The 21,093-nt window shown below is 39.2% G+C and carries 20 protein-coding genes, 1 tRNA gene and 1 rRNA gene; 14 read left to right on the forward strand and 8 right to left on the reverse strand.

Annotation, left to right across the window (positions count from 1 at the left end; translation table 11 throughout):
- The first annotated feature begins 112 nt into the window (after positions 1-112).
- Complete coding sequence (locus CXF74_RS09805) at positions 113-1,015, forward strand: HDOD domain-containing protein (protein ID WP_101082267.1); 903 nt, start codon at positions 113-115, stop codon at positions 1,013-1,015.
- On the opposite strand, the gene CXF74_RS09810 is transcribed toward CXF74_RS09805, so the two are convergent.
- Entirely contained in the window at positions 978-1,658 is a 681-nt protein-coding gene (locus CXF74_RS09810; RefSeq protein WP_101082268.1) for an HAD family hydrolase, read from the reverse strand. The genes CXF74_RS09805 and CXF74_RS09810 overlap by 38 nt on opposite strands.
- Positions 1,659-1,703: 45 nt before the next feature.
- Entirely contained in the window at positions 1,704-2,594 is an 891-nt protein-coding gene (locus CXF74_RS09815) for an EamA family transporter (protein WP_101082269.1), read from the reverse strand.
- Between the two features lie 158 nt (positions 2,595-2,752).
- On the opposite strand from CXF74_RS09815, the gene CXF74_RS09820 reads away from it, so the two are divergent.
- From CXF74_RS09820 to CXF74_RS09830, 3 genes are all read left to right on the forward strand, one after another.
- Positions 2,753-3,538: a substrate-binding periplasmic protein gene (locus CXF74_RS09820; protein ID WP_101082270.1), complete on the forward strand. Its 786-nt coding sequence runs from the start codon at positions 2,753-2,755 to the stop codon at positions 3,536-3,538.
- 176 nt (positions 3,539-3,714) lie between these two features.
- Positions 3,715-5,826, forward strand: coding sequence for a protein-disulfide reductase DsbD family protein (locus tag CXF74_RS09825; RefSeq protein WP_101082271.1), 2,112 nt, complete (start codon positions 3,715-3,717; stop codon positions 5,824-5,826).
- Between the two features lies 1 nt (position 5,827).
- The gene (locus CXF74_RS09830; RefSeq protein ID WP_101082272.1) at positions 5,828-6,376 is read left to right on the forward strand and encodes a protein disulfide oxidoreductase; all 549 of its coding nucleotides are present in this window, start codon (positions 5,828-5,830) and stop codon (positions 6,374-6,376) included.
- A gap of 7 nt (positions 6,377-6,383) precedes the next feature.
- Here CXF74_RS09830 and CXF74_RS09835 read toward each other — a convergent pair whose 3' ends face one another.
- Positions 6,384-6,866 (reverse strand): hypothetical protein, encoded by a 483-nt coding sequence (locus tag CXF74_RS09835; protein WP_101082273.1) that lies wholly within the window; start codon positions 6,864-6,866, stop codon positions 6,384-6,386.
- Positions 6,867-7,457: 591 nt separating this feature from the next.
- Between CXF74_RS09835 and aroE the strand changes: the two genes are divergently transcribed.
- The 9 genes from aroE to CXF74_RS09880 all read left to right on the forward strand — a co-directional run bounded on the left by aroE (position 7,458) and on the right by CXF74_RS09880 (position 16,573).
- Complete coding sequence (gene aroE / locus CXF74_RS09840) at positions 7,458-8,276, forward strand: shikimate dehydrogenase (RefSeq protein ID WP_101082274.1); 819 nt, start codon at positions 7,458-7,460, stop codon at positions 8,274-8,276.
- Positions 8,277-8,293: 17 nt separating this feature from the next.
- Entirely contained in the window at positions 8,294-8,557 is a 264-nt protein-coding gene (locus CXF74_RS09845; RefSeq protein ID WP_101082275.1) for a YihD family protein, read from the forward strand.
- Between the two features lie 10 nt (positions 8,558-8,567).
- Positions 8,568-9,872 carry a hypothetical protein gene (locus CXF74_RS09850; protein WP_101082276.1) on the forward strand — a complete coding sequence of 435 codons (1,305 nt, stop codon included), beginning with the start codon at positions 8,568-8,570 and terminating at the stop codon, positions 9,870-9,872.
- A gap of 66 nt (positions 9,873-9,938) precedes the next feature.
- Complete coding sequence (gene ccoG, locus CXF74_RS09855) at positions 9,939-11,342, forward strand: cytochrome c oxidase accessory protein CcoG (protein ID WP_101082277.1); 1,404 nt, start codon at positions 9,939-9,941, stop codon at positions 11,340-11,342.
- Positions 11,343-11,426: 84 nt separating this feature from the next.
- The gene (locus CXF74_RS09860; protein WP_101082278.1) at positions 11,427-12,419 is read left to right on the forward strand and encodes a serine/threonine protein kinase; all 993 of its coding nucleotides are present in this window, start codon (positions 11,427-11,429) and stop codon (positions 12,417-12,419) included.
- A gap of 26 nt (positions 12,420-12,445) precedes the next feature.
- Positions 12,446-13,237 (forward strand): thiol:disulfide interchange protein DsbA/DsbL, encoded by a 792-nt coding sequence (locus CXF74_RS09865; protein WP_101082279.1) that lies wholly within the window; start codon positions 12,446-12,448, stop codon positions 13,235-13,237.
- A 138-nt stretch (positions 13,238-13,375) separates the two neighbouring features.
- Complete coding sequence (locus CXF74_RS09870) at positions 13,376-14,053, forward strand: uridine kinase family protein (RefSeq protein ID WP_232772489.1); 678 nt, start codon at positions 13,376-13,378, stop codon at positions 14,051-14,053.
- A complete protein-coding gene (gene coaA, locus CXF74_RS09875) occupies positions 14,031-14,981 on the forward strand; it encodes a type I pantothenate kinase (protein ID WP_101082280.1) in 951 nt (316 codons plus the stop codon). The genes CXF74_RS09870 and coaA overlap by 23 nt, the downstream gene beginning before the upstream one ends.
- 179 nt (positions 14,982-15,160) lie before the next feature.
- Positions 15,161-16,573 (forward strand): alanine/glycine:cation symporter family protein, encoded by a 1,413-nt coding sequence (locus tag CXF74_RS09880; RefSeq protein WP_101082281.1) that lies wholly within the window; start codon positions 15,161-15,163, stop codon positions 16,571-16,573.
- A gap of 77 nt (positions 16,574-16,650) precedes the next feature.
- Here CXF74_RS09880 and glpX read toward each other — a convergent pair whose 3' ends face one another.
- The 3 genes from glpX to CXF74_RS09895 form a co-directional block, all read right to left on the reverse strand.
- Positions 16,651-17,667 carry a class II fructose-bisphosphatase gene (glpX, locus tag CXF74_RS09885; protein WP_101082282.1) on the reverse strand — a complete coding sequence of 339 codons (1,017 nt, stop codon included), beginning with the start codon at positions 17,665-17,667 and terminating at the stop codon, positions 16,651-16,653.
- Positions 17,668-17,843: 176 nt separating this feature from the next.
- Complete coding sequence (locus CXF74_RS09890) at positions 17,844-19,058, reverse strand: aspartate aminotransferase family protein (RefSeq protein ID WP_101082283.1); 1,215 nt, start codon at positions 19,056-19,058, stop codon at positions 17,844-17,846.
- Positions 19,059-19,170: 112 nt separating this feature from the next.
- Positions 19,171-19,746 carry an anthranilate synthase component II gene (locus CXF74_RS09895; protein ID WP_101082284.1) on the reverse strand — a complete coding sequence of 192 codons (576 nt, stop codon included), beginning with the start codon at positions 19,744-19,746 and terminating at the stop codon, positions 19,171-19,173.
- 75 nt (positions 19,747-19,821) lie between these two features.
- Here CXF74_RS09895 and CXF74_RS09900 point away from each other — a divergent pair, with 75 nt between their 5' ends.
- Complete coding sequence (locus CXF74_RS09900) at positions 19,822-20,709, forward strand: TIGR01777 family oxidoreductase (RefSeq protein WP_101082285.1); 888 nt, start codon at positions 19,822-19,824, stop codon at positions 20,707-20,709.
- Positions 20,710-20,790: 81 nt separating this feature from the next.
- Here CXF74_RS09900 and CXF74_RS09905 read toward each other — a convergent pair.
- Positions 20,791-20,867 (reverse strand) — tRNA-Thr (locus tag CXF74_RS09905).
- Between the two features lie 8 nt (positions 20,868-20,875).
- Positions 20,876-20,991: ribosomal RNA gene (rrf, locus tag CXF74_RS09910) — 5S ribosomal RNA — on the reverse strand.
- Between the last annotated feature and the right edge of the window lie 102 nt (positions 20,992-21,093).

Genomic DNA, 21,093 nt, shown 5'->3' on the forward strand with positions numbered 1-21,093 from the left:
ACAAACATTATAAAATACATCTACTTTACATTTGTTTTTTAATGACCACAAAAAAAACACAACAAAAATATGATTTGTATTACACTTTATGGAATTAATATAAGGAATTACCGTGCAAGAAAAACTGTCTACCGCTTTTTACGATGCCATGTTTGGGCCTGAACAATTAACCACCGACATGAACGCGACCGAGCAGGTGGCGTTAGACAGCGTGCGTAATATTCTTAATCATCCAGAAAAATTAAGCACTCAAATCCCCCCGCTACCAACAATACTTTTGCAGTTAATTAATACATTAAAAGATGACAATGCGGAATTCAGTGATATTGCAGAAGTGATTGAAAAAGATCCTTCACTGGCCATTGAGGTATTAAGAATTGCCAATACGGCACTTTATTTTAAAGGCGATGGTGAAATAACCTCCTTACAAAAAGCCGTTTCATTAATTGGTGTAGCGGGTATCGCAAGTATCTCAAGCACCATTTTATTAGAGAAAATTCGCCCAGTAGCACCTATTTATTATCGGATGTTTGGTAAACAAATCTGGATACATTCCATGCAGTGTGCTTTTTTATGCAAGGCATTAGCGCGCAGTGAACAACAGGATGAATTTGACGCTTACTTTTTAGGCTTGATTCATGATATTGGAAAAATCATCATCTTTAACTGTTTGTGTGATGCACTTAGCTCGGGCTTAACCGAGGGTGCGCCAGGCACGCGGGCTTTTAAAGAATTGATGTCTGAGATGTCTGCTGATATCTCATTTTTTATTGCTCAGGAATGGGCGTTACCTAAAATATATTGTGATGCCTTACAAGCACACCACCATATTCACTCAGACCCTCTTGCGACACTTTTATATAAAGGCAACTTACTCAGTGAAATTTATCTGTTAGTCAAAAAGAAAGCCTTAGATGACACTATTATCGATAATTTATTAGTGAAGCTTGCCGTTGATAAACAGATTTGGTTAGACTTTAAAAAGCTTTGTTCTGAGATTGAGAGCCATGTTTAATAATGTATTGTTGCACTTCTTGCATGGAGTCTTTAATAATATGCCCTAGCGCGGTCACTTCCTCACAAGGAGAGACAAGATCGGGAATTTGAAAGACCTGCATATTAGCAGCAACCGCTGAGCGCACCCCATTATTTGAATCTTCAAAAGCTAAACATAACTCAGGCTCTACATTTAGACGTTTTGCCGCTAACAAAAATATTTCAGGATGAGGCTTACCGTGTTTGACTTCGCAGCCCGTACTTAAATGTTCAAAAAAATCATATAAGCCAGCTAATGTCAGTTTGTTGATCGCTAGTTCACGGTGTGTCGACGTCGCAAGCGCAATGGGAATATGATTATCTTTAAGCCAAGTGAGCAGTTCAAGCACACCTTGTTTAACCGGGATCGCTTGTGTTTGTACAATAGGGTTGTAGCGACTCATCCACTCTTTACGTAAGGGTTCATAAGCAATTAAATGACCGTAACCTGCAGTGAGTATTTTCTCGATACCTTGTGCATTACAGCCAATAATACCGAGATAAACATCTTCCATAAAAGGCAGCGATAAAAAATCACAGGCATCACGAAATGCTTGCTGACAAACACGCTCAGTATCTAATAACAGACCATCCATATCAAAAATGGCAGCTTGGTAGTTCATCTTTATCCCCTTTTACAACACATTAAAATTGAGGTAATAGTACAACTAACTTTTCAGAAAAAATAGCCCACGTAATTGTGTACGATTAATTTTTAATAAACCGATTAATAAGCCACTTATCACCAGTAAACAGGCGAATGCTTTAACCAAGCCTATTTGCTCTTGGTAAAAAATAGATCCACCCAATAAACCAAAAATGGGCACTAATAATGTTAATGGCGCTACCGTTGTCAGGGGGTATTTAACCAATAAACGATTCCATACCCAGTAACCCAATAGTGTAACTGGGTAAGCCTGAAATAATACCGAGAAAATAACCCGACTATTAAACCCCGAGGTCAATAAAACAAACGGTTCACTGCCACTTTTCAGAAAAACGATTAACAATAGTGGTAAAGGTGCAAAAATCATCGACCAAATCGCAAAGGCAAAAACCTGCTTAGTACCCGAACGTTTAATAATAATGCTCGATACACTCCACGCCAGTGCGGCACATAATATTAAAGAAAACCCCATTGCCGTTACTGAACCATCGTTAACGGTTAGGCTAATTAACAAGCCACCAATAGCAATCGAAGCGCCGAGTAATTTTTGTTTAGAAATGGCTTCTTTTAAGAGCAAGTAACCCAAGAATAATCCAATCACCACATTCATTTGTAATAAAACAGAGGCCATACCCACAGACAACCCCGCTTCAATTGACCAACTGCCCATGCCCCAAATTCCAATGCCAAAAATGAGTCCGTAGCTAATTAAATAAGACCAGCTAACATCGGGTTTCTTTACAAAAAAGATAATAGGAAAACAAACCAAGGTAAAACGGAGCGCGGTCAGCAATAGTGGGTCGATCTCACTGACGCCCATTTTAATGACAGAAAAATTAATGCCCCATAGCGCCATCACTAAAATGCCTGCTATAAAATCGCTGAATTTCATATTCTTTCCTTATCAATGAATCATGCCACTATTATTGATTAATAAAGGTAATAGAACAGATACAGTTCAGCAATAAATTCAGCATACAGCTGAAAATGTCGACAACAATAAATAAGCTATGCTTAAATATTGACCAGCCACATTAAAGGGAGAGGTTTATGTTTGCCAGAAAATATCTCGTTCTGCTTACTTTACTCATTAGCGCTTCTCTTTTTGCACAACAAAAAACGCTCACCGTTGCCACTCTCGGCGATTACGCCCCACTACTTTTTAGCCTGAATAATCAGCCGATTCGCGCCACTCTGCCCCCTGGCGAAGATGCGTCTAATTTTTACGGTTACAGCTGGGATGTATTTCGCGAAAGTTATCATAGTATGGGTTATACGATTGTACTCAAGGTTGAGCCTTGGGCGCGTGCACTTAAAGAACTTGAAGCAGGAAAAGTAGATTTATTATTTCCCGCAGGGAAAAACAAAAAAAGGTTATTAGCATTTAATTATGCCAAAAGGTCCACAAATGAAGCGCACTTTGTCGTTTATGTGAACGCCAATAACCCGATACTCTGGGAAGGGTTAAATTCATTGAAAGGGCTTAACATAGGTGTAATACGTGGTTATAACTATGGCAATAAATGGGAGGATATCCGCGGTATTAATAAAGTGAATGTAAAACAGATTTTAACTGGATTTGAAATGTTAGCGAAAGGTCGCCTGGATGGTTTTGTTGGTTATGAATTTAATTGGGATCACCTACTTAACAAACAGGGATGGACCCATAATTTTAGAAAACTACCGCACTTCGATTACAGTAATGAATATGTTGTTGCTTTAAAAAGTAATAAACGGGGCCAACAGCTATTAGATGATTTTGATGCGGGTAAACAGAAGTTAATAGAAACAGGCCGTTTACAGGCAATAAAATCAAAATGGTCATTTAAGAAATAATGACTTCTTCTCTATTTGCTCCGTGTTCAATGCAATTAAAAAACATTGAACTTTTTGTGCTTTATCTTCTCTGATAAAAAACAGATAATTCCTTGAAATTTTTCTGCAAAATACTCTGTCTTATTAATCGATACCTTACGGTTTGGAGCTTTACCTTGAATAACATCCCCACTTTTATGCGCCTACTGGCTTTTATACTGATATTTAATAGTATGGCCGTGCGCAGTGCTGACTTCATTCAAACAAGCACAGGGTGGTTAAATAACCCATTACACAAACCAGTTTCAGTGCAAATGCAGCTGACCGGAAACGTTGATAAACAACAACAAACAGCCGATCTGCTTTTAAATATCAACCTTGAAGGTGACTGGAAAACCTATTGGCGTTCACCGGGTGAAGGTGGCGTAGCACCCACTTTTAATTGGCAAGCAGAATCAAAAAACATCACTAATATAAATTGGCTTTGGCCTGCGCCTAAACGTTATCCCGTTTTAGGGGTTGATACCCTAGGTTATAAACATCAGATTCATCTTCCCCTCACACTTGAGCTACAAGACCTCAGCCAACCTACCGTGCTAAAAGGTCGATTTACCCTCGCTTCATGTACCACTATCTGTGTATTAAGTGATTATGATATTGATCTCGCATTCACCGCGAATGATCTAATCATCGAACAGGACATTGCCTTTGATTATGCACAGGCGTTAGGCTCAGTACCGATTTTAATTGATGAGTTGCAAGTTAAAGAATCAAAAAATAACGCGTCAATTACAGCCCTTAATAGTTATTGGGATCAAATTAACCAACAACTGACAGTGCAAATAGATAATCAGTTTAATTGGGATAATCCAGATATTTTTGTTGATTTACAGCAACCAGAATTAGATGGCGTATTTTTCTCTAAACCTAAAATAAATACCGATAAAAAACAGCTGACTGCCACCTTTGAAGCTTCTAGCTGGGCAGGAGAGGTTAACTTAACGAAGACTAAAATCCACGCCACCGTGATAGATAGCGACATTAGCGCAGAGTTAATCAGTACCACCAGCAATCAACCGATTATTAACCAAGGCGAAAGTAACAATCTCTTCTCTATGTTTTTAATCGCTTTATTAGGCGGTTTGATTCTGAATATTATGCCCTGTGTTTTACCTGTATTAGGGATGAAATTAAGCTCAGTATTAGGCGCTCATGGCATCGAAAAATCACATATTAGAAAACAGTTCTTAGCGTCATCTTTGGGTATTATCAGTTCATTTTGGCTATTAGCGTTATTCCTACTGGCATTAAAGTTATCAGGCGAAGCACTGGGCTGGGGTATACAGTTCCAAAATCCTTATTTCATTGCTTCAATGGTGGTGATTACCGCCTTATTTGCAGCTAACATGTTAGGTCTATTTGAAATTCAATTGCCTTCAAATATGCAAACTTGGTTGGCGACAAAAGGGGATAGCTCTTACATAGGCCATTATCTACAGGGTATGTTTGCAACGTTGCTTGCAACCCCTTGTAGTGCTCCCTTCCTTGGTACTGCAGTTGCTTTTGCACTTGGTGCTTCAACGGCTGAATTATTTATTATTTTCAGTGCATTAGGCTTAGGCATGGCATTACCTTGGTTACTGATTGCATTATTCCCGTCAGTTGCCCTGTTATTACCTAAACCAGGAAAATGGATGAGCACCGTTAAGCTCATTTTTGCACTAATGATTTTAGCTACCAGCTTGTGGTTATTAAGCCTGTTAAGCAGCTTTATCGGTTTAACTTATGTCATTGTCAGCACACTGTTGTTATTGATAGTGTTATTTACGTTAGTTGCTAAAAAACACGGTAAACGGGTGTTACTCATCACCCTCGCGTCGTTATTGCTGATCAGTGCATTAGGTTTATTAGTGAGCAGCTTAACGGCAAAACATTGGGCGAGCCCATTAGCCAGCGATCTTGTATGGCAACCGCTGGATACCGCTCAACTAAAACAACAGGTTGAACAGGGTAAAACAGTCTTTGTTGATGTCACCGCCGATTGGTGTGTCACCTGTAAAGCCAATAAAATTGGCGTGATATTACAAGATCCGGTTTATAGCGCACTAAAAGCAGAAAACATCGTATTAATGAAAGGCGATTGGACAGTTCGATCAGATAAAGTAACGGAATATTTACAATCTTACGGACGTTATGGCGTGCCGTTTAATATTGTTTATGGCCCTAGCGCACCACAAGGTATTGAGCTTTCTACTATTTTAAGTAGTGATGCCATTATTAACGCGATCGCCACAGCACAAGGGAAATAGTATGAGTGATAATAATGATAAAAAAAAGAATGAAAAAAATCGACCGATTAAACGCAGAAAAGGCTGGTTAGGTTGGCTAAAAGAAGGCGTTATTATGGTCGCTATTGTCATTATTATCGGTTTAGGCGCTGATTTGTGGCGTAGTCAATCAATGGCCTCAGGCCAAGCGCCTCAATTGCTAGCTGAATCAGTACAAGGTAATAACATTGACCTGATTCAAATGAGCCAAGAAAAACCCGTCATGGTCTATTTTTGGGCCACATGGTGTGCGGTTTGCACCAGCGTATCGCCTTCGGTGGATTTTATCTCGGATAACTATCAAGTGGTTACCATTGCGCTCAGTTCTGGTGAAGCGCAACGCATCAAACAATACCTGAATGCTAAAGAATATAATTTCACGGCAATAAATGACCCCAAAGGTGAGATTAGCCGTACTTGGGGCGTATCTGTGACGCCGACTATTTTTGTTATTGATAAAGGTGAAATTACATCGGTTACAACCGGTTTCACTTCACCCATTGGAATGTGGTTACGTTTATTGATTGCTTAATTATAACTTAACAGCCTGTGCTTTTAATACGCGAGTGGGCTTTTTTTATCACTTTTTCTCCATCCGGAGAAGTCACTTGATGCGCTTGATTATAATCAATATAACAACGCTCATTTTTATAGTTAATAAAATATATACGAATGTTATTTTCTTTTTTCTCTAGTTCATAATCAATCAGATTATTGCCTATGTACTGTTTTAAGTCTTCTTTCTGCGCGCGTAACTCACCATAAACGAGATAAGCACCAACATCTTCGCCACCGAGTATATCGGTGCTTTGCAAAGTATTCTGTTGCACATTTTTTATCACCGCACGGCTGTACAATAAACGATTAACGGAACCGAGGTTTAATGCGATGGCATTAAGTGCTTTGATACGTGCCTCGCTGCCAATATCCATAAATTTAGGTAAGGCAACAAGCACCAATAAAAATAGTAAGATGATTATGGTCATCAACTCGAACAGAGGAAATTCAATACGCTTTCTCACAACAAAGGTCCTCCTTAAAATTCATAAAGCCACTTACCGTTTAAAGTGTTAAACCCAAATCATGAACACTTACAAACACAGTACGTAAATGGTGGATAATAGACCCTGAACGACAATTAACAAAGCGCACTGGCGAATCAACTTCAAAAATAAATATTACCCGCTCTTTCTAGCAAAAAAATCACTATCAACAACGACAATTATAGATGCTTCATTGTTAGATCTATTGCCGAGAAAAAGTACGAACCATTATACAAAGTTAAATTTTCAATTTATAGACTCCTGAATTTAAATAAAAAGAGTAACAACTCAGCACCCTGCTAAAACGAGTGGTTTTTATACGAAAATAGACAGTAACAGCTCAGGGCTAAGCTATTTAAGCTTAGTTCAAGGCAAAAAAGCGCAGTTTAGTCGTTTAAATGAGCATTTTTTAACGATGAAATAGGCTTAAATAGCGACGCCCTGAGTAGTTAATAAAAATAAACTATTAATAGTTTACAACCTTTACAATTTTTGATTTTGCTCTGTATTGATAAACACATAATTATGCTAGATTAATGCATTCAAATTAACCGTTATCTTGGAGTTTTCATGGATCAGTATGCTGTTTTTGGTAACCCGATTAAGCACAGTAAATCCCCGTTTATTCACACCCTGTTTGCTAATCAAACCGCACAACAACTCATTTATAGTGCGATCGAAGCACCGATTGATGACTTTGAAGCAACGCTAAACCAATTTTTTGCAGGTGAAGGTAAAGGTTGTAACATTACCGTGCCATTTAAAGAACAAGCTTTCCAATATGCACAACAACTCACTGATCGCGCAACACTTGCTGGTGCGGTAAATACGTTAAAACTCACCGATGATGGCCTCATTATTGGGGATAATACCGATGGTGCCGGGTTAGTGCTGGATCTTAAAAATCATCATGTCGATTTAAAAGACGCACGCATTTTATTATTAGGTGCAGGCGGCGCGGCCCGTGGCGTTTGTGGTCCACTACTTGCTGAATTACCCAAAGAGCTGGTTATTGCAAACCGTACTTTTAGCAAAGCAGAAATATTAGCCAATCGATTTAATGATCTTGGCAATATAAAAGCCTGCGAATTTGCAGACCTTAATGGTGAATTTGATCTGATAATAAATTCAACATCAGCAAGCTTAAGTGGTGAAGTTCCACCGATTAGCGCTATCTTAATACGACCAGAAACAGCAATCTACGACATGATGTATAGCGCTCAAGCGACCGCATTTAATGACTGGGCAAAAAAATTAGGATCCAGACTAGTGATTGATGGTTTAGGCATGCTTGTTGGCCAAGCAGCCGAAAGCTTTGCTATCTGGCGAGGTTTGAAACCCAGCGCTAGCCAAGTATTAACTGAATTACGTCATAACTTATCAAACTAACTCATTAGGAGTAAAACATGCAATGTCACCGTGTAAATGAAGTATTAGAGTTATTAAAACCCTACTGGTTAAAAAATAAAGAGCTAAGCTTAATGGAAGTATTAGCTTTACTCAGTAAAGAGTCTGGTTTTGAAGCGCCATTAGAAAAGCTAAGTGATGAGGTTGTTATTTATCACCTCAAGATGGATCAGACCGAAGAAGGTGCAATGATCCCGGGCATTAAAAAAGATTGTGAAGATGACTTCCAAACGGCATTGTTAAAAGCGCGAGGACTCATCTAACGGAGTTGATATGACCAATAAGTTCACGCTGTTATTTTTTATTTGTAGTGTTTTATTGATGAGTGGTTGCCAACAAGAATCCTCATCAAGCTCGTCCGTAAAGAACAACGCCTCTGAACTTGGCCATGTTTATACCTACCAAAAGCAAACCCTTGAAGCCCCTCTACTAGATCCCGCCAGTTGCGTAGATTACACACGTAGCTGCAAGATAGAGGAGCTACCTTTTATTACCATGAGCTACCCTAATCCACAAATTGCAGATGTCATGACACGTGTTGTGGTTTCCCATGATTGGATGGGGCAACGCTTTCAGAGCTTACTGGCAGTCATGCCTAACGAAATACTCACCCTACTAGGTTCTGTTACTGCCATTGTGATTGCAGACAATATCCGCCCCTCTTTCTATTGGACGGGCTCTGGTGCCATTTACCTTGATCCTGCTTCTCTGTGGTTAACCAATGCAGAAAAAGACACTATTAATCAAGCTCCCGATTACCGTAATGGTTTCTCAAGTGGGCTGAGTTATGATTTTTTCCATCGTTTTGTTAAAAATGGCCAGTCAGCCTATCAATATTATTCTTTAACCAGTAACACTGAGCGCACAATCGATGACATTATCATCCCGATGGCTAGTCTACTGTTTCATGAACTCGCTCATGCTAATGATTTTATGCCCAGCACATTAATGCCTTCTCTCATTGCCGACAAACCGCTGTGGTCTGAGATAAATCGTTTTTCAAATATACAATTAAGTGAAAAACTAAAACAAGGTTATCCCATCTCCGATAACACACTCAAAGCGCACGCAGCTGTTTTATATTTGGGCCAAGCTGCAACGGAAGACCAAAAATCACAAAGCGCGGATTATCTTGGATTATTAATGCAACAGGAAGGCGCAAACCACCTTTATGCATACTCCCACCAAGCCGAAGATGTAGCGATGTTATTTCAAGCAACCATGCTCAATTATTATTACGGCATAGAAATGGACAGTGCATTTGTTATTAAACCCGAAACAGATAATCCAACCTGTGCGGATTACATTATTGCTTGGGGGCAACGTAACCGTATCGCAGACGCCACTAGCAAACCACGTGCGCAGTTTGTTAGCCAACAGATATTAACCAATATCGATTTAACTGATTTTTTTAACCAATTAGGTGAAGCACAGTATTTTCCTGCACTCAGTAATTGGTGTAGCAATCAACTTTCAGCCCCTGTGGTCACAAATAAAAACGCAGAAAGAGCAAAGCCAACGCGACTGTTGAACATTAGAAAAGATCACCATCACGGTGCGATAACCGCCTTCCAATAATAATTAGTAGGTTCAGCTAATATAAACTTATAATGTGGGCTTCAATGTTATTCAAGGTGCACAAAAATGACAGAGCGCATTAAAATCAAAGAGATAAAAACCTCAACACAATCCACAGTTGACCGTTATAACCCCAGCAATCGCATTTATGTACGCGCCGTCTATGGTTTGTATCAAAAACTGCGTCGTTATACTGGCTGGGGACTGATCATTCTCTTTTTAGCGCTACCGATGATCCGCTGGAATGGTCATCAAGCTGTGTTGTTTGATATCAGCAAACAGCAATACCACCTTTTTAACATGACACTTTTCCCACAGGATTTAACCCTGCTCGCGTGGATATTCATTATTGCCGCCTTTGCACTATTTTTTATAACCACCTACCTCGGCCGAGTTTGGTGTGGTTATACCTGTCCGCAAACCGTATGGACGTTCATTTTCATTTGGTTTGAAGAACGTTTTGAAGGCACTGCGAATAAACGTAAACGTCTCGACCAACTACCTTGGAGCTTTAATAAAGTCTGGCGGAAAGCAGCCAAGCATACGGGTTGGATAATCGTTTCATTATTAACCGGTCTCGCATTTTGTTCTTATTTTGTACCTGTTGAAGAGCTCTATTTTGATTTCCTAAGCTTTAATTCAAGCTTCGCTATTACGGCAAACATCCTCTTTTTTGCCACTATCACTTATGCAAATGCTGGCTGGATGCGCTCGATTGTTTGCACACATATGTGCCCATATGCGCGCTTTCAATCTGCAATGTTTGATAAAGATACCTACATTGTTGGTTACGATGCAAAACGTGGTGAAGCGCGTGGCCCTCGTCGTCGTAAAGTAGACCCTAAAGAATTGGGATTAGGTGACTGTGTTGATTGTGACCTTTGTGTGCAAGTCTGCCCAACCGGTATCGATATTCGTAACGGCTTACAATACGAATGCATAAACTGCGGCGCCTGTGTTGATGCTTGTGACGAAACCATGGTTAAAATGGGTTATGAAAAAGGCCTTATCTCTTATACTTCAGAGCAAAAACTCGAAGGCAAAGAAACCCATGTCATGCGCCCTAAAATCATTGCTTACGGTGTGTTATTACTACTGATGCTCGGACTATTTATCACCAGTGTTATTAATTTGAGTAGCGCAGAATTAGAGATAGTACGAGATCGTACCGCTTTATACCGTGAAAACAGCGAAGGCTTAATTGAAAATACCTACACCCTAAAAATACTCAATAAGACCAGTGAAACACAGACCTATGCACTGTCATTTACAGGCCTTGAAGACGCCCAATTAATTGGCCCTAAAACCATTGTGATAAAATCAGGGGAAGTATTAACACAACCGATTTCCATTGCGGTTGATGCTTACGATATTAAAGAGAAAAAAGTAATGGTCACTATCAAACTCACTAGCACCAGTGGTGATGTTGAAGAGATAGAGCAACAAAGCCCATTCTTCACTGGCTCATAATAACCAACGTTTAGTTATACTAAAACGCCACTGCCTTATTCGGTTGTGGCGTTTCTTTTTTATATACCCATTTTTGAGACGAACATGCCAGATTCAAATTTTAGTTATTCCTCCCTTACGCCTGAGTTACAACTCGACGCACTTGCAAGTGTGGGTATCTACCCAGAAACAGGCTTAATGCAACTCAACTCTTATGAGAATCGTGTTTCTCTATTTACCGATGAAAACAAAATACGTTATGTCGTGAAGTTTTATCGTCCACAACGTTGGAATGAAGCACAGATACTTGAAGATCATGCTTTTAGTTTGCAGTTAAAAGAACAAGGCTGTTTGTTAGCGGAGCCCGTCTTACTTGAAGAAAAGACACTCTTTGAGTTTCAAGGTTACTATTTTGCTCTGTTTAAAAGCCTTTCTGCACGTAGTTTAGAAAGCGACAATCTTGATCATCTTTATGAAGTTGGCGTAACACTTGGGAAATTACATAAAATAAGTAGCCAAGGTACTTTTCAAACACGAGAACGCTTAGATATAAAAACCATGTTATCAACACCGATTAAGCAACTTAAAGAAAGTAAATTAGTGCCTAAATTTATCTCGGAAGAACTGTTTTTAACCATGGATAAAGTGGAAAAAATAACAACTGAGCTGTTTAATAAAAGCAATTTCACTGCTATTCGTTTACATGGTGATTGCCATGCAAGCAACATTCTAATGGATCGTGATACGCCCTATTTAGTCGACTTCGATGATTGTAAAATAGGTCCTGCTGTACAGGATTTATGGATGTTATTAAGCGAAAATAAAGAAGAAAAAAAGTTACAGTTATCTACCTTATTAGAGGGTTACGAGGAAGAATTTGAGTTTGATAGTGGCCAGCTGGCGCTCATTGAACCACTACGTAGTATGCGTATCATTCATTACGTGAGCTGGATCAACAAAAGATGGAGCGATCCTGCTTTTCCATTGAACTTTCCCTGGTTTACTACTGACCAATACTGGCTAGAGTTGTTACAATCATTGCAACAACAGATCATTAATATGCAAGCGCCGCCAGTTTCAATGCAGCCTGACTATTAAAAATAACTATAAAAAAGGGTACAAAAATGAAAAAAGGATTCTCACTTTTAAGTGGTGTTTTATTTATCAGCTTATTAGCTTCATGCAGTGAAGCACCAACACCAGATAAGCAGCAAGCAAAAGTTGTGGTCGCAGAAACACAAACGACACCAGAACCCGTCACTGAAACTATCGTTGCAGAGAAAACCGTTGTGGCTTCGAATAAAGTCGAAGTAGTAAGTGAAGCGCCTGTTGTTAAGAAAGAAACAAAGCAAATCATAATTACCCCAGGAAAGTTCGTAGAAAACACACACTATGAAGTAGTTAAACAAACAGCCACTGCAACGCCAGAAGTTATGGAGTTTTTCTCATTTTACTGCCCACATTGCTTGAAGTTTGAACCTCTAATGGAACAACTAGAGAAAAGTTTAGGTGAAGATGTAAAAATCAAAAAGAATCATGTTAACTTTTTAGGCAAAGATATGGGCCCACAGTTAACACAAGCACTTGCAGCGGCTGAATTATTAGAAGTTGAAAAGAAAGTATCAAGCCTTATTTTTGACCAAATTCATACGCAACGTAAAGCAATCAATGGCGAAGCAGGTATTTTAGCTATTTTCGAAAAAGCCGGCATCTCTAACCCAGAAGCAAAAGGCGCACTAGCAAGCTTCCCTGCCAGCGGTATTGCATCACAAATGAAACGTAATACTGAAACATTTAACATTCGTGGCGTACCGGCACTGATTGTTAATGGTAAATACCAAGTCATCACTAACTCAGTAAAAAGCACCGATGAGTTTATTGAATTAGTTACTTTCTTAACTAAAAAGAAAGATTAGACAGTAGAGCGAAGTAGAAGATAAACACTTCTCACACTGCATATTAGGTCACTTCGGTGACCTTTTTTGTGTGCGATCGCTTCTCCGATGTTGGATTTTTGCATCTTGAGAGGTAACGGGTATAATGCGCAAATATAGATGGATGGAGAATTATCTTTGAAAACCGTATTCAATAACGCAGCACAAATAAAATCTGTCCTGCGTGATTTACACACCCAAAAAGGCTCAAGTAAAGCCAAAATTATCGCTATTAGCGGTATTGAAGGGGGTGGTAAGCGCGCAATAACTAAAAAAGTAGCACAAGCATTACGCTTAGAAGGTATCTCAGTTGCTATCGTTCATACCGATGACTGGGAAGCTTGCGATAGCGTTCGCTTTAATGTGATGAACAGCCCTGAAGAATACTACCTGAACGCCTATCGTTTAGACGAGATGGTTGAGCAACTCATTTTACCGCTCAAATTATTTGGTAGCGTGCAAACATCTGTACACCTTGAAGATGTATTAAACCCACGCACGGTTGATTATAACTTTGAAGATATTGATATCATTCTAATCGAAGGTCCTTATCTGCTACAAAGTGCTTATTTAGATCTTTACGATTACAGCATTTGGGTTGAAAGTGATTTTGATGCGGCCTTTACGCGTTTAGATAACCAAGTTGATATCGAACAATCACAAGAAGCATTGGTAAACCTTTTTGAAGGGTTAATTAAACCAGCTGCGCAATATCATATTTATACAGATGACCCGCAAGGCAGTGCGAACTCTGTTTATATCGAAGAACAAGAAAATGACGATAAATCAGAGCAGTAGTCACACTGCTTATATGCAGTTTGATCGTGAACAATGGTCAGGGTTACGTGATAACGTAGCGCTCACATTGTCAGAGCAAGATTTACAGCAGCTACAAGGCATCAATGAATCATTGTCACTTGAAGAAGTCCGCGATATCTATCTGCCGCTCTCTCGCTTATTAAACCTGTATGTAGAAGCACAGCAGTATCGTCATACCGTTCGAGATAAATTTTTAAACAGTACCAATGAGAAAGTCCCTTATATCATTGGTATTGCAGGCAGTGTTGCTGTCGGAAAAAGTACAACGGCGCGTATCTTACAAGCCTTGCTTTCGCGCTGGCCGCAACACCCTAAAGTGACTTTAGTCACGACCGATGGATTTTTACGTCCTAATCAAGACCTTGTTGCACGTAATTTAATGCATAAAAAAGGCTTTCCAGAAAGCTTTGACATTAAGGCCTTAGTTGACTTTGTAGCGGCGATAAAATCCGGTAAAGCGTCTGTTTCAGCGCCTATTTACTCGCATCTAACTTACGATATTCTTCCAGACCAAAAAGTATCAGTCGAAAAGCCTGATATTGTCATTTTGGAAGGACTTAATGTATTACAAACAGCGGTTAACTACCCTGATCACCCCCACAGACTTTTTGTCTCTGACTTTGTCGATTTCTCTATTTTTGTTGATGCTGATACCGACCTGCTGAAACAATGGTATATCCAACGCTTCCTCAAGTTTCGCAAAGGCGCCTTTACTGATCCTAATGCTTACTTTCACTGTTATTCGAAAATGACTGAACGCGAAGCGATCAAGACGGCTGCAAAAATCTGGGATGAAATAAACGGCGTAAATCTACAAGAAAACATTCGCCCCACTCGAAATCGCGCCAATCTGATCCTTAAGAAAGCCACTAACCATCAAGTGTCTAGCGTAAAACTTCGAAAATAAAATACCCCAATTTTAGAGCAATATCCTTAACGCCTTAAAAATGCTATCATTTGCGCCGTTTTTCGAAAATAACAAATTACATGGATTTAAGAACTTATTTTCCCTTATTAACTTCATACCAATTTATAAAGCCCAGCGAATGACTGCATGTCTTCATAAATTGGCATATAGGAAAAATTATGTTAGCACTATTTAATAGCCTTAACGGCGTATTATGGGGACAAATACTTGTCTATTTACTTATTGGAACAGGCGTTTACTTTACTGTTCGTTTAGGCTTTATTCAGTTCCGTCATTTCTTACACACTTTCACCGTCATGCGTAGTAGTCGTAAATCAGACAATGAAGGTATCTCTTCGTTTCAGGCGCTTTCAACTAGCTTAGCGGCGCGTGTGGGTACAGGTAATCTTGCCGGTGTTGCGATTGCAATTACCGTCGGTGGCCCTGGCGCTATTTTTTGGATGTGGTTGATTGCAGTACTGGGTATGGCAACAAGCTTTGCTGAAAGTACACTTGCTCAAGCTTATAAAGTACATGATGACGATGGAAACTTCCGTGGTGGTCCAGCTTATTATATGGAACGAGGCTTAAATGCACGTTGGATGGGTAGCTTATTCGCTATCTTCCTGATTATTGCTTTTGGTTTAGTTTTTAACGCAGTGCAAGCAAACTCAATTACAGCTGCATTACATGAATCATTCCAGTTTGATAAAGTAATGGTGACCATTGGTTTAGTGGTTGTTTCTGGGTTAGTTATCTTTACCGGTATTCGTGGTATTGCAAAAGTAGCAGAAAAAATTGTTCCAGCAATGGCATTGGCTTATTTATTGGTGGCAGGTTTTGTTGTCTTTGCCAATATCGCTGAACTACCTGCTATTTTCAAACTGATTATTGACTCTGCATTTGGCTGGCAAGAAGCTTCTGGTGGTGCCTTTGGTGCTATGGTAATGACCGGTATACAACGTGGTCTATTTTCTAATGAAGCTGGTATGGGTAGTGCTGCAAACGCAGCTGCAACAGCCTCTCCTTATCCTGCTCATCCAGCATCTCAAGGTTACGTACAAATGTTGGGTGTATTTATTGATACCATCGTTATCTGTACTGCTACCGCTTCTATTATCTTACTCTCTGGTGGCTTAGAGTCATTCTCAGGTATGGGTGGTATTGAGATAACACAACGTGCACTTGATTCTCAAGTGGGTGATTGGGGTGGTCAATTTGTCGCTATCGCATTGCTATTTTTTGCTTTTACTTCTTTAATTGCAAACTACTCTTATGCAGAAACAAACCTTATATTCTTAATGCATAAACATACTCGTGGTGTGATTTTCTTGCGTATCGCAGTATTAGGTATGATTGTTTTTGGTGCATTACAAAGTAACCAAGTGATTTGGGCATTGGCAGATGTATCGATGGGTCTGATGGCAATTGTTAACTTAATTGCAATCTTACTGCTTTCAAATGAAGTAGTGAAACTCGCGAAAGATTATAATGATCAATTGAGTGAGGGCAAAGTGCCAACATTTGATCGTACTAAAATCCCTGAGTTAGATAAGAAAATTGAACCAGGTATTTGGGAAAAGAAAAAATAGTAGTCTGTTTAACAAAATAGACAGATACAAAAAAGGCGCTTAAAAGCGCCTTTTTTTATATCTATAACAAACTAACTTTAAAGGATAATTTCTTTAAGCTTAGGATCTTTACGATCAAGATAATGAATAGAACGAATACGACGCACAGTACGAGATTTACCACGTACTAATAACGTTTCAGTCGTTGCCATGCGGCCGTCAACTGATACGCCTTCTACTAAATCACCTTTAGTAATACCCGTTGCAGCAAAGATAATATTGTCATTTTTAACTAGGTCTTCAAGTTTTAAAACCTTATTAACTTCAATGCCTTGCTCTTCACAACGACGTACTTCTTCTTTACCGATTGCAATGTTCTCTTCAGTCGCTTCTTTAACCATTGGGCGAGGAATCAAACGTGCTTGCATGTTGCCGTCTAATGCACGTACAACAGCAGCCGAGATAACACCTTCTGGTGCACCACCGATACAGTATAAAACGTCTACTTGATTATCAGGCATACAGGCTAATACTGAGATAGCAACATCACCATCTGGGATAGCAAATACACGACAACCTAAACCTTGCATATCTTTGATCACACGATCATGACGAGGCTTAGCAAGAGTAGCAACCGTTAACTCAGTTAAAGGTTTACCTAATGCAAAAGCAATCGCTTTCAGGTTTTGCTCAAGAGAAAGCTCTAAATCGATAGCATCTCGTGCATTGGGACCAACAATCAGTTTTTCCATGTACATATCAGGTGCACGTAAGAAACTACCTTTTTCGCCAACCGCTAATACAGCAAGTGCATTTGATTGACCCATTGCTGTCATACGAGTACCTTCAATTGGGTCTACAGCGATATCAACCGCATCAGCGCCCTCTTTACCAGTACCAACATGCTCACCAATATAAAGCATTGGTGCTTCATCAATCTCGCCTTCACCGATAACGATTTCGCCATCAATATCAATTTGATTGAAGATAAGGCGCATCGCCTCTACAGCAGCACCATCAGCGATATTTTTATCGCCACGGCCTAACCATTTATAACCCGCTAATGCAGCGGCTTCTGTTACTCGAGAAAATTCAATTGCTAATTCGCGTCTCATTCTTTGAGCTCCCAATTCGAAAAAATTATCTTTCAAAATATACATAAATGCTCAGAACCATCGTTAAATAGCCTGAGCATTGAAAAATTCTTTGTGCCATGAAAAGCCTAAAACTAGCTTATCGCGACAATTGTCGGTCATTATACCTACATCGCTTGAAAATGCTGATGTATCTTTTAAGACTCGACAACTTGTTGTACTGCAGTTTTAAATTTAGCCATTGCTTGCTTAATTTCAGCATCAGTAATGTTAAGTGCGGGTGCAAAACGAATGACGTTAGCACCTGCAACCAAGACTAATAACCCTTGATCTGCACTGGCTAGAAAGAAGTCTTTCGCACGATCTTTGTATTGTTCATTCAATACAGCACCTAATAAAAGCCCCGCACCACGTACTTCTTCAAAGATAGAAAATTGTTCATTAATTTCTGCTAACAGCTCACGAAACAATACCTCTTTTTGCTTAACACCATCCAACATCTCAGGAGTATTAATAAGGTCAAACGCTTTACTTGCAACAGCACAAGCCAGTGGGTTACCACCAAAGGTCGTGCCATGTGTGCCCACCGTTAAACAACTCGCTAGTTTAGTGGTCGTTAACATTGCCGAAATAGGGAAACCAGCACCTAATGCTTTTGCTGAAGTCACGATATCAGGCGTAATATCTAAACCCATATAAGCAAAAAGGTTACCTGTACGGCCCATACCTGTTTGCACTTCATCAAAAATCATTAACGCGTTGTGCTTGTTACATAATGCACGTACTGCAATCGCAAACTTCTTACAAATAGGTAATACACCACCTTCACCTTGTAAAGGTTCTAAAATTACCGCACAAGTTTTATCAGAAACGGCGGCTTCAAGAGCTGAAAAATCGTTATATTCGATATGTGTAATATCAGCAGGTTTTGGCCCAAAACCATCTGAATAACTTTTTTGACCACCGGCCGTTACCGTAAAGAAGGTACGTCCATGAAAGCCTTGGTAAAAAGCGATAATTTCAGTTTTGTCTTTTGAATAATTATCCTGTGCAAAACGACGCGCTAATTTTAATGCTGCTTCATTCGCTTCTGCACCAGAATTTGCAAAAAACACTTTTTCAGCAAAAGTATGATCAACCAGTTTTTGTGCCAGCTGCAATGCTGGCTCATTAGTATAGATATTACTTACGTGCCAGAGCTTTTGTGCTTGTTCAGTTAAGGCATTAACTAATTCAGGATGAGCATGACCTAATGCATTAACCGCAATACCACCGGTTAAATCTAAATATTCATTTTCTTCCTGATCCCACACTCGAGAGCCTTCACCGCGCACTGGAATCATATTTAATGGCGCATAATTTGGCACCATTAGTTGATCAAAAAGAGGGCGTGTGATTTGAGTGTCTGACATAAGAAAATCCTTTTAATGTATTGAAATACTAGAAATATAAATTAACAGCAAGTAAGCATGGAGTCCAAGTTAATTATCAACTTGTGAATATTATTACAGATCTGTTGTGTCTTTATCGACTAACTTGTTTTATAAAATTATGAAGCAACTGTAAACCTTGCTCAGACATAATACTTTCAGGATGAAATTGCACCCCTTCAACAGCTAACGTTTTATGACGAATGGCCATGATTTCATTACAATCTAACACCGTCGCTGAGATATCGAAACAATCAGGTAACGTTTTAGGTTCAACAACTAAACTGTGGTATCGAGTGACATCGAGTGGATTATTTAAACCACTAAACACCCCTTTTCCGTCGTGTTGAATTAATGAGTTTTTACCATGTTTGACTTGTTTAGCACGCACCACATCACCACCAAAAACCTGAGCAATGCTTTGGTGCCCTAAACAAACGCCTAATAGTGGAATCTCGCCAGCAAAACGCTCAATAGCCTTAAGTGAAATACCCGCATCATCTGGAGTACAAGGCCCAGGAGAGATAACTAAGTGATCAGGCTGCATATCGACAATTTCTTTTAAGCTAACTTGATCGTTTCTTTTCACAATTACGTATTGTTTTAACTCACCGAAGTACTGAACTAAGTTATAAGTAAACGAGTCATAATTATCAATCATCAATAGCATGAAAGTGGCGGCCTATATTAGTCAGAAATAAACGTCCATTTTAACCTAAACTATCTGATAGACGGAGAAAATAACATGAAAATATTAATCAATGGTTCTTCAGGGTTAATTGGAACAGCGTTAACGACTTATCTACAGGCACAAGGTTTTGAGGTCGGTCGATTATTACGCCATAAACAAGATATACATCCTTACTGGAATATTGAACAATCGATTTTTCATTTAAAAGAATTTTCAAATCCAGACGTAATTATTAATTTAGCAGGTGAAAACATTGCCAACGGACGCTGGACAGAAAAGAAAAAACAACAATTGATCGACAGTCGAATTCAAACAACACAGTTGTTATCACAACATTTCAAGAATAACCCACCAAAATTATTTATGAGTGCTTCTGCAATTGGCTTTTATGGCGACAGAGGGGAAACAGTTGTTGATGAGGAAAGTGATGCGGGAGATGATTTTGTATCTAAATTAGCCGTGCAATGGGAGGAAAGTTGTCAATCGATAGAATCACCGGAAACACGCTTAGTAAAAATACGTACAGGCATCGTACTGAGTAAGCATGGTGGCGCCTTAGCTAAAATGATACCGCCCTTTAAATTTGGATTGGGCGGAACAATCGGTTCGGGTAAACAATATATGAGTTGGATTGATATTAATGATTTTTGCCATGCCATTTTATTTATTATGCAAAAACCAGAATTATCAGGTCCGATTAATCTTGTTTCTCCAACACCGGTAAGCAACAAAACCTTTAGTTATGCATTAAGCAAACAGCTTAAACGGCCATGTATATTCCCGTTACCAAGCATTATAGTGAAATTACTTTTTGGCGAAATGGGAAAAGAACTTTTACTTGCAAGTACAAAAGTAAAACCAACAAAATTACTTAAAGCAGGATTTCAATTTGAATATGAGTTTTTACAGGAAAGTTTATTAAAACAGTTAAAACGAAAGTAATTAAATAGGGAAATTAAAGATAGAAATAAGTGATTGTAGATATGAGGATTTAGCTGAAGTTGTTTTTTAGATTTAGAAGTATGGTGCTGATAGGCGGATTCGAACCGCCGACCTCACCCTTACCAAGGGTGTGCTCTACCGAACTGAGCCATATCAGCAAAAGGGGATCTGACAATGACCTACTCTCACATGGGGAAACCCCACACTACCATCGGCGCAACTGCGTTTCACTACTGAGTTCGGAAAGGGATCAGGTGGTGCCACAGCGCTATTGTTGTCAGAAAAAAAGTCTTAAATATATTATTATTATTAATATTTCTTGATGATTAATTGTAATCATCAGAATTAAATAAACCCAGTAAGAATTGCTTACTGGGTTCTTTA

Origin of the sequence: Psychromonas sp. Urea-02u-13 (assembly GCF_002835995.1) — a bacterium.
Lineage (GTDB): Bacteria > Pseudomonadota > Gammaproteobacteria > Enterobacterales > Psychromonadaceae > Psychromonas.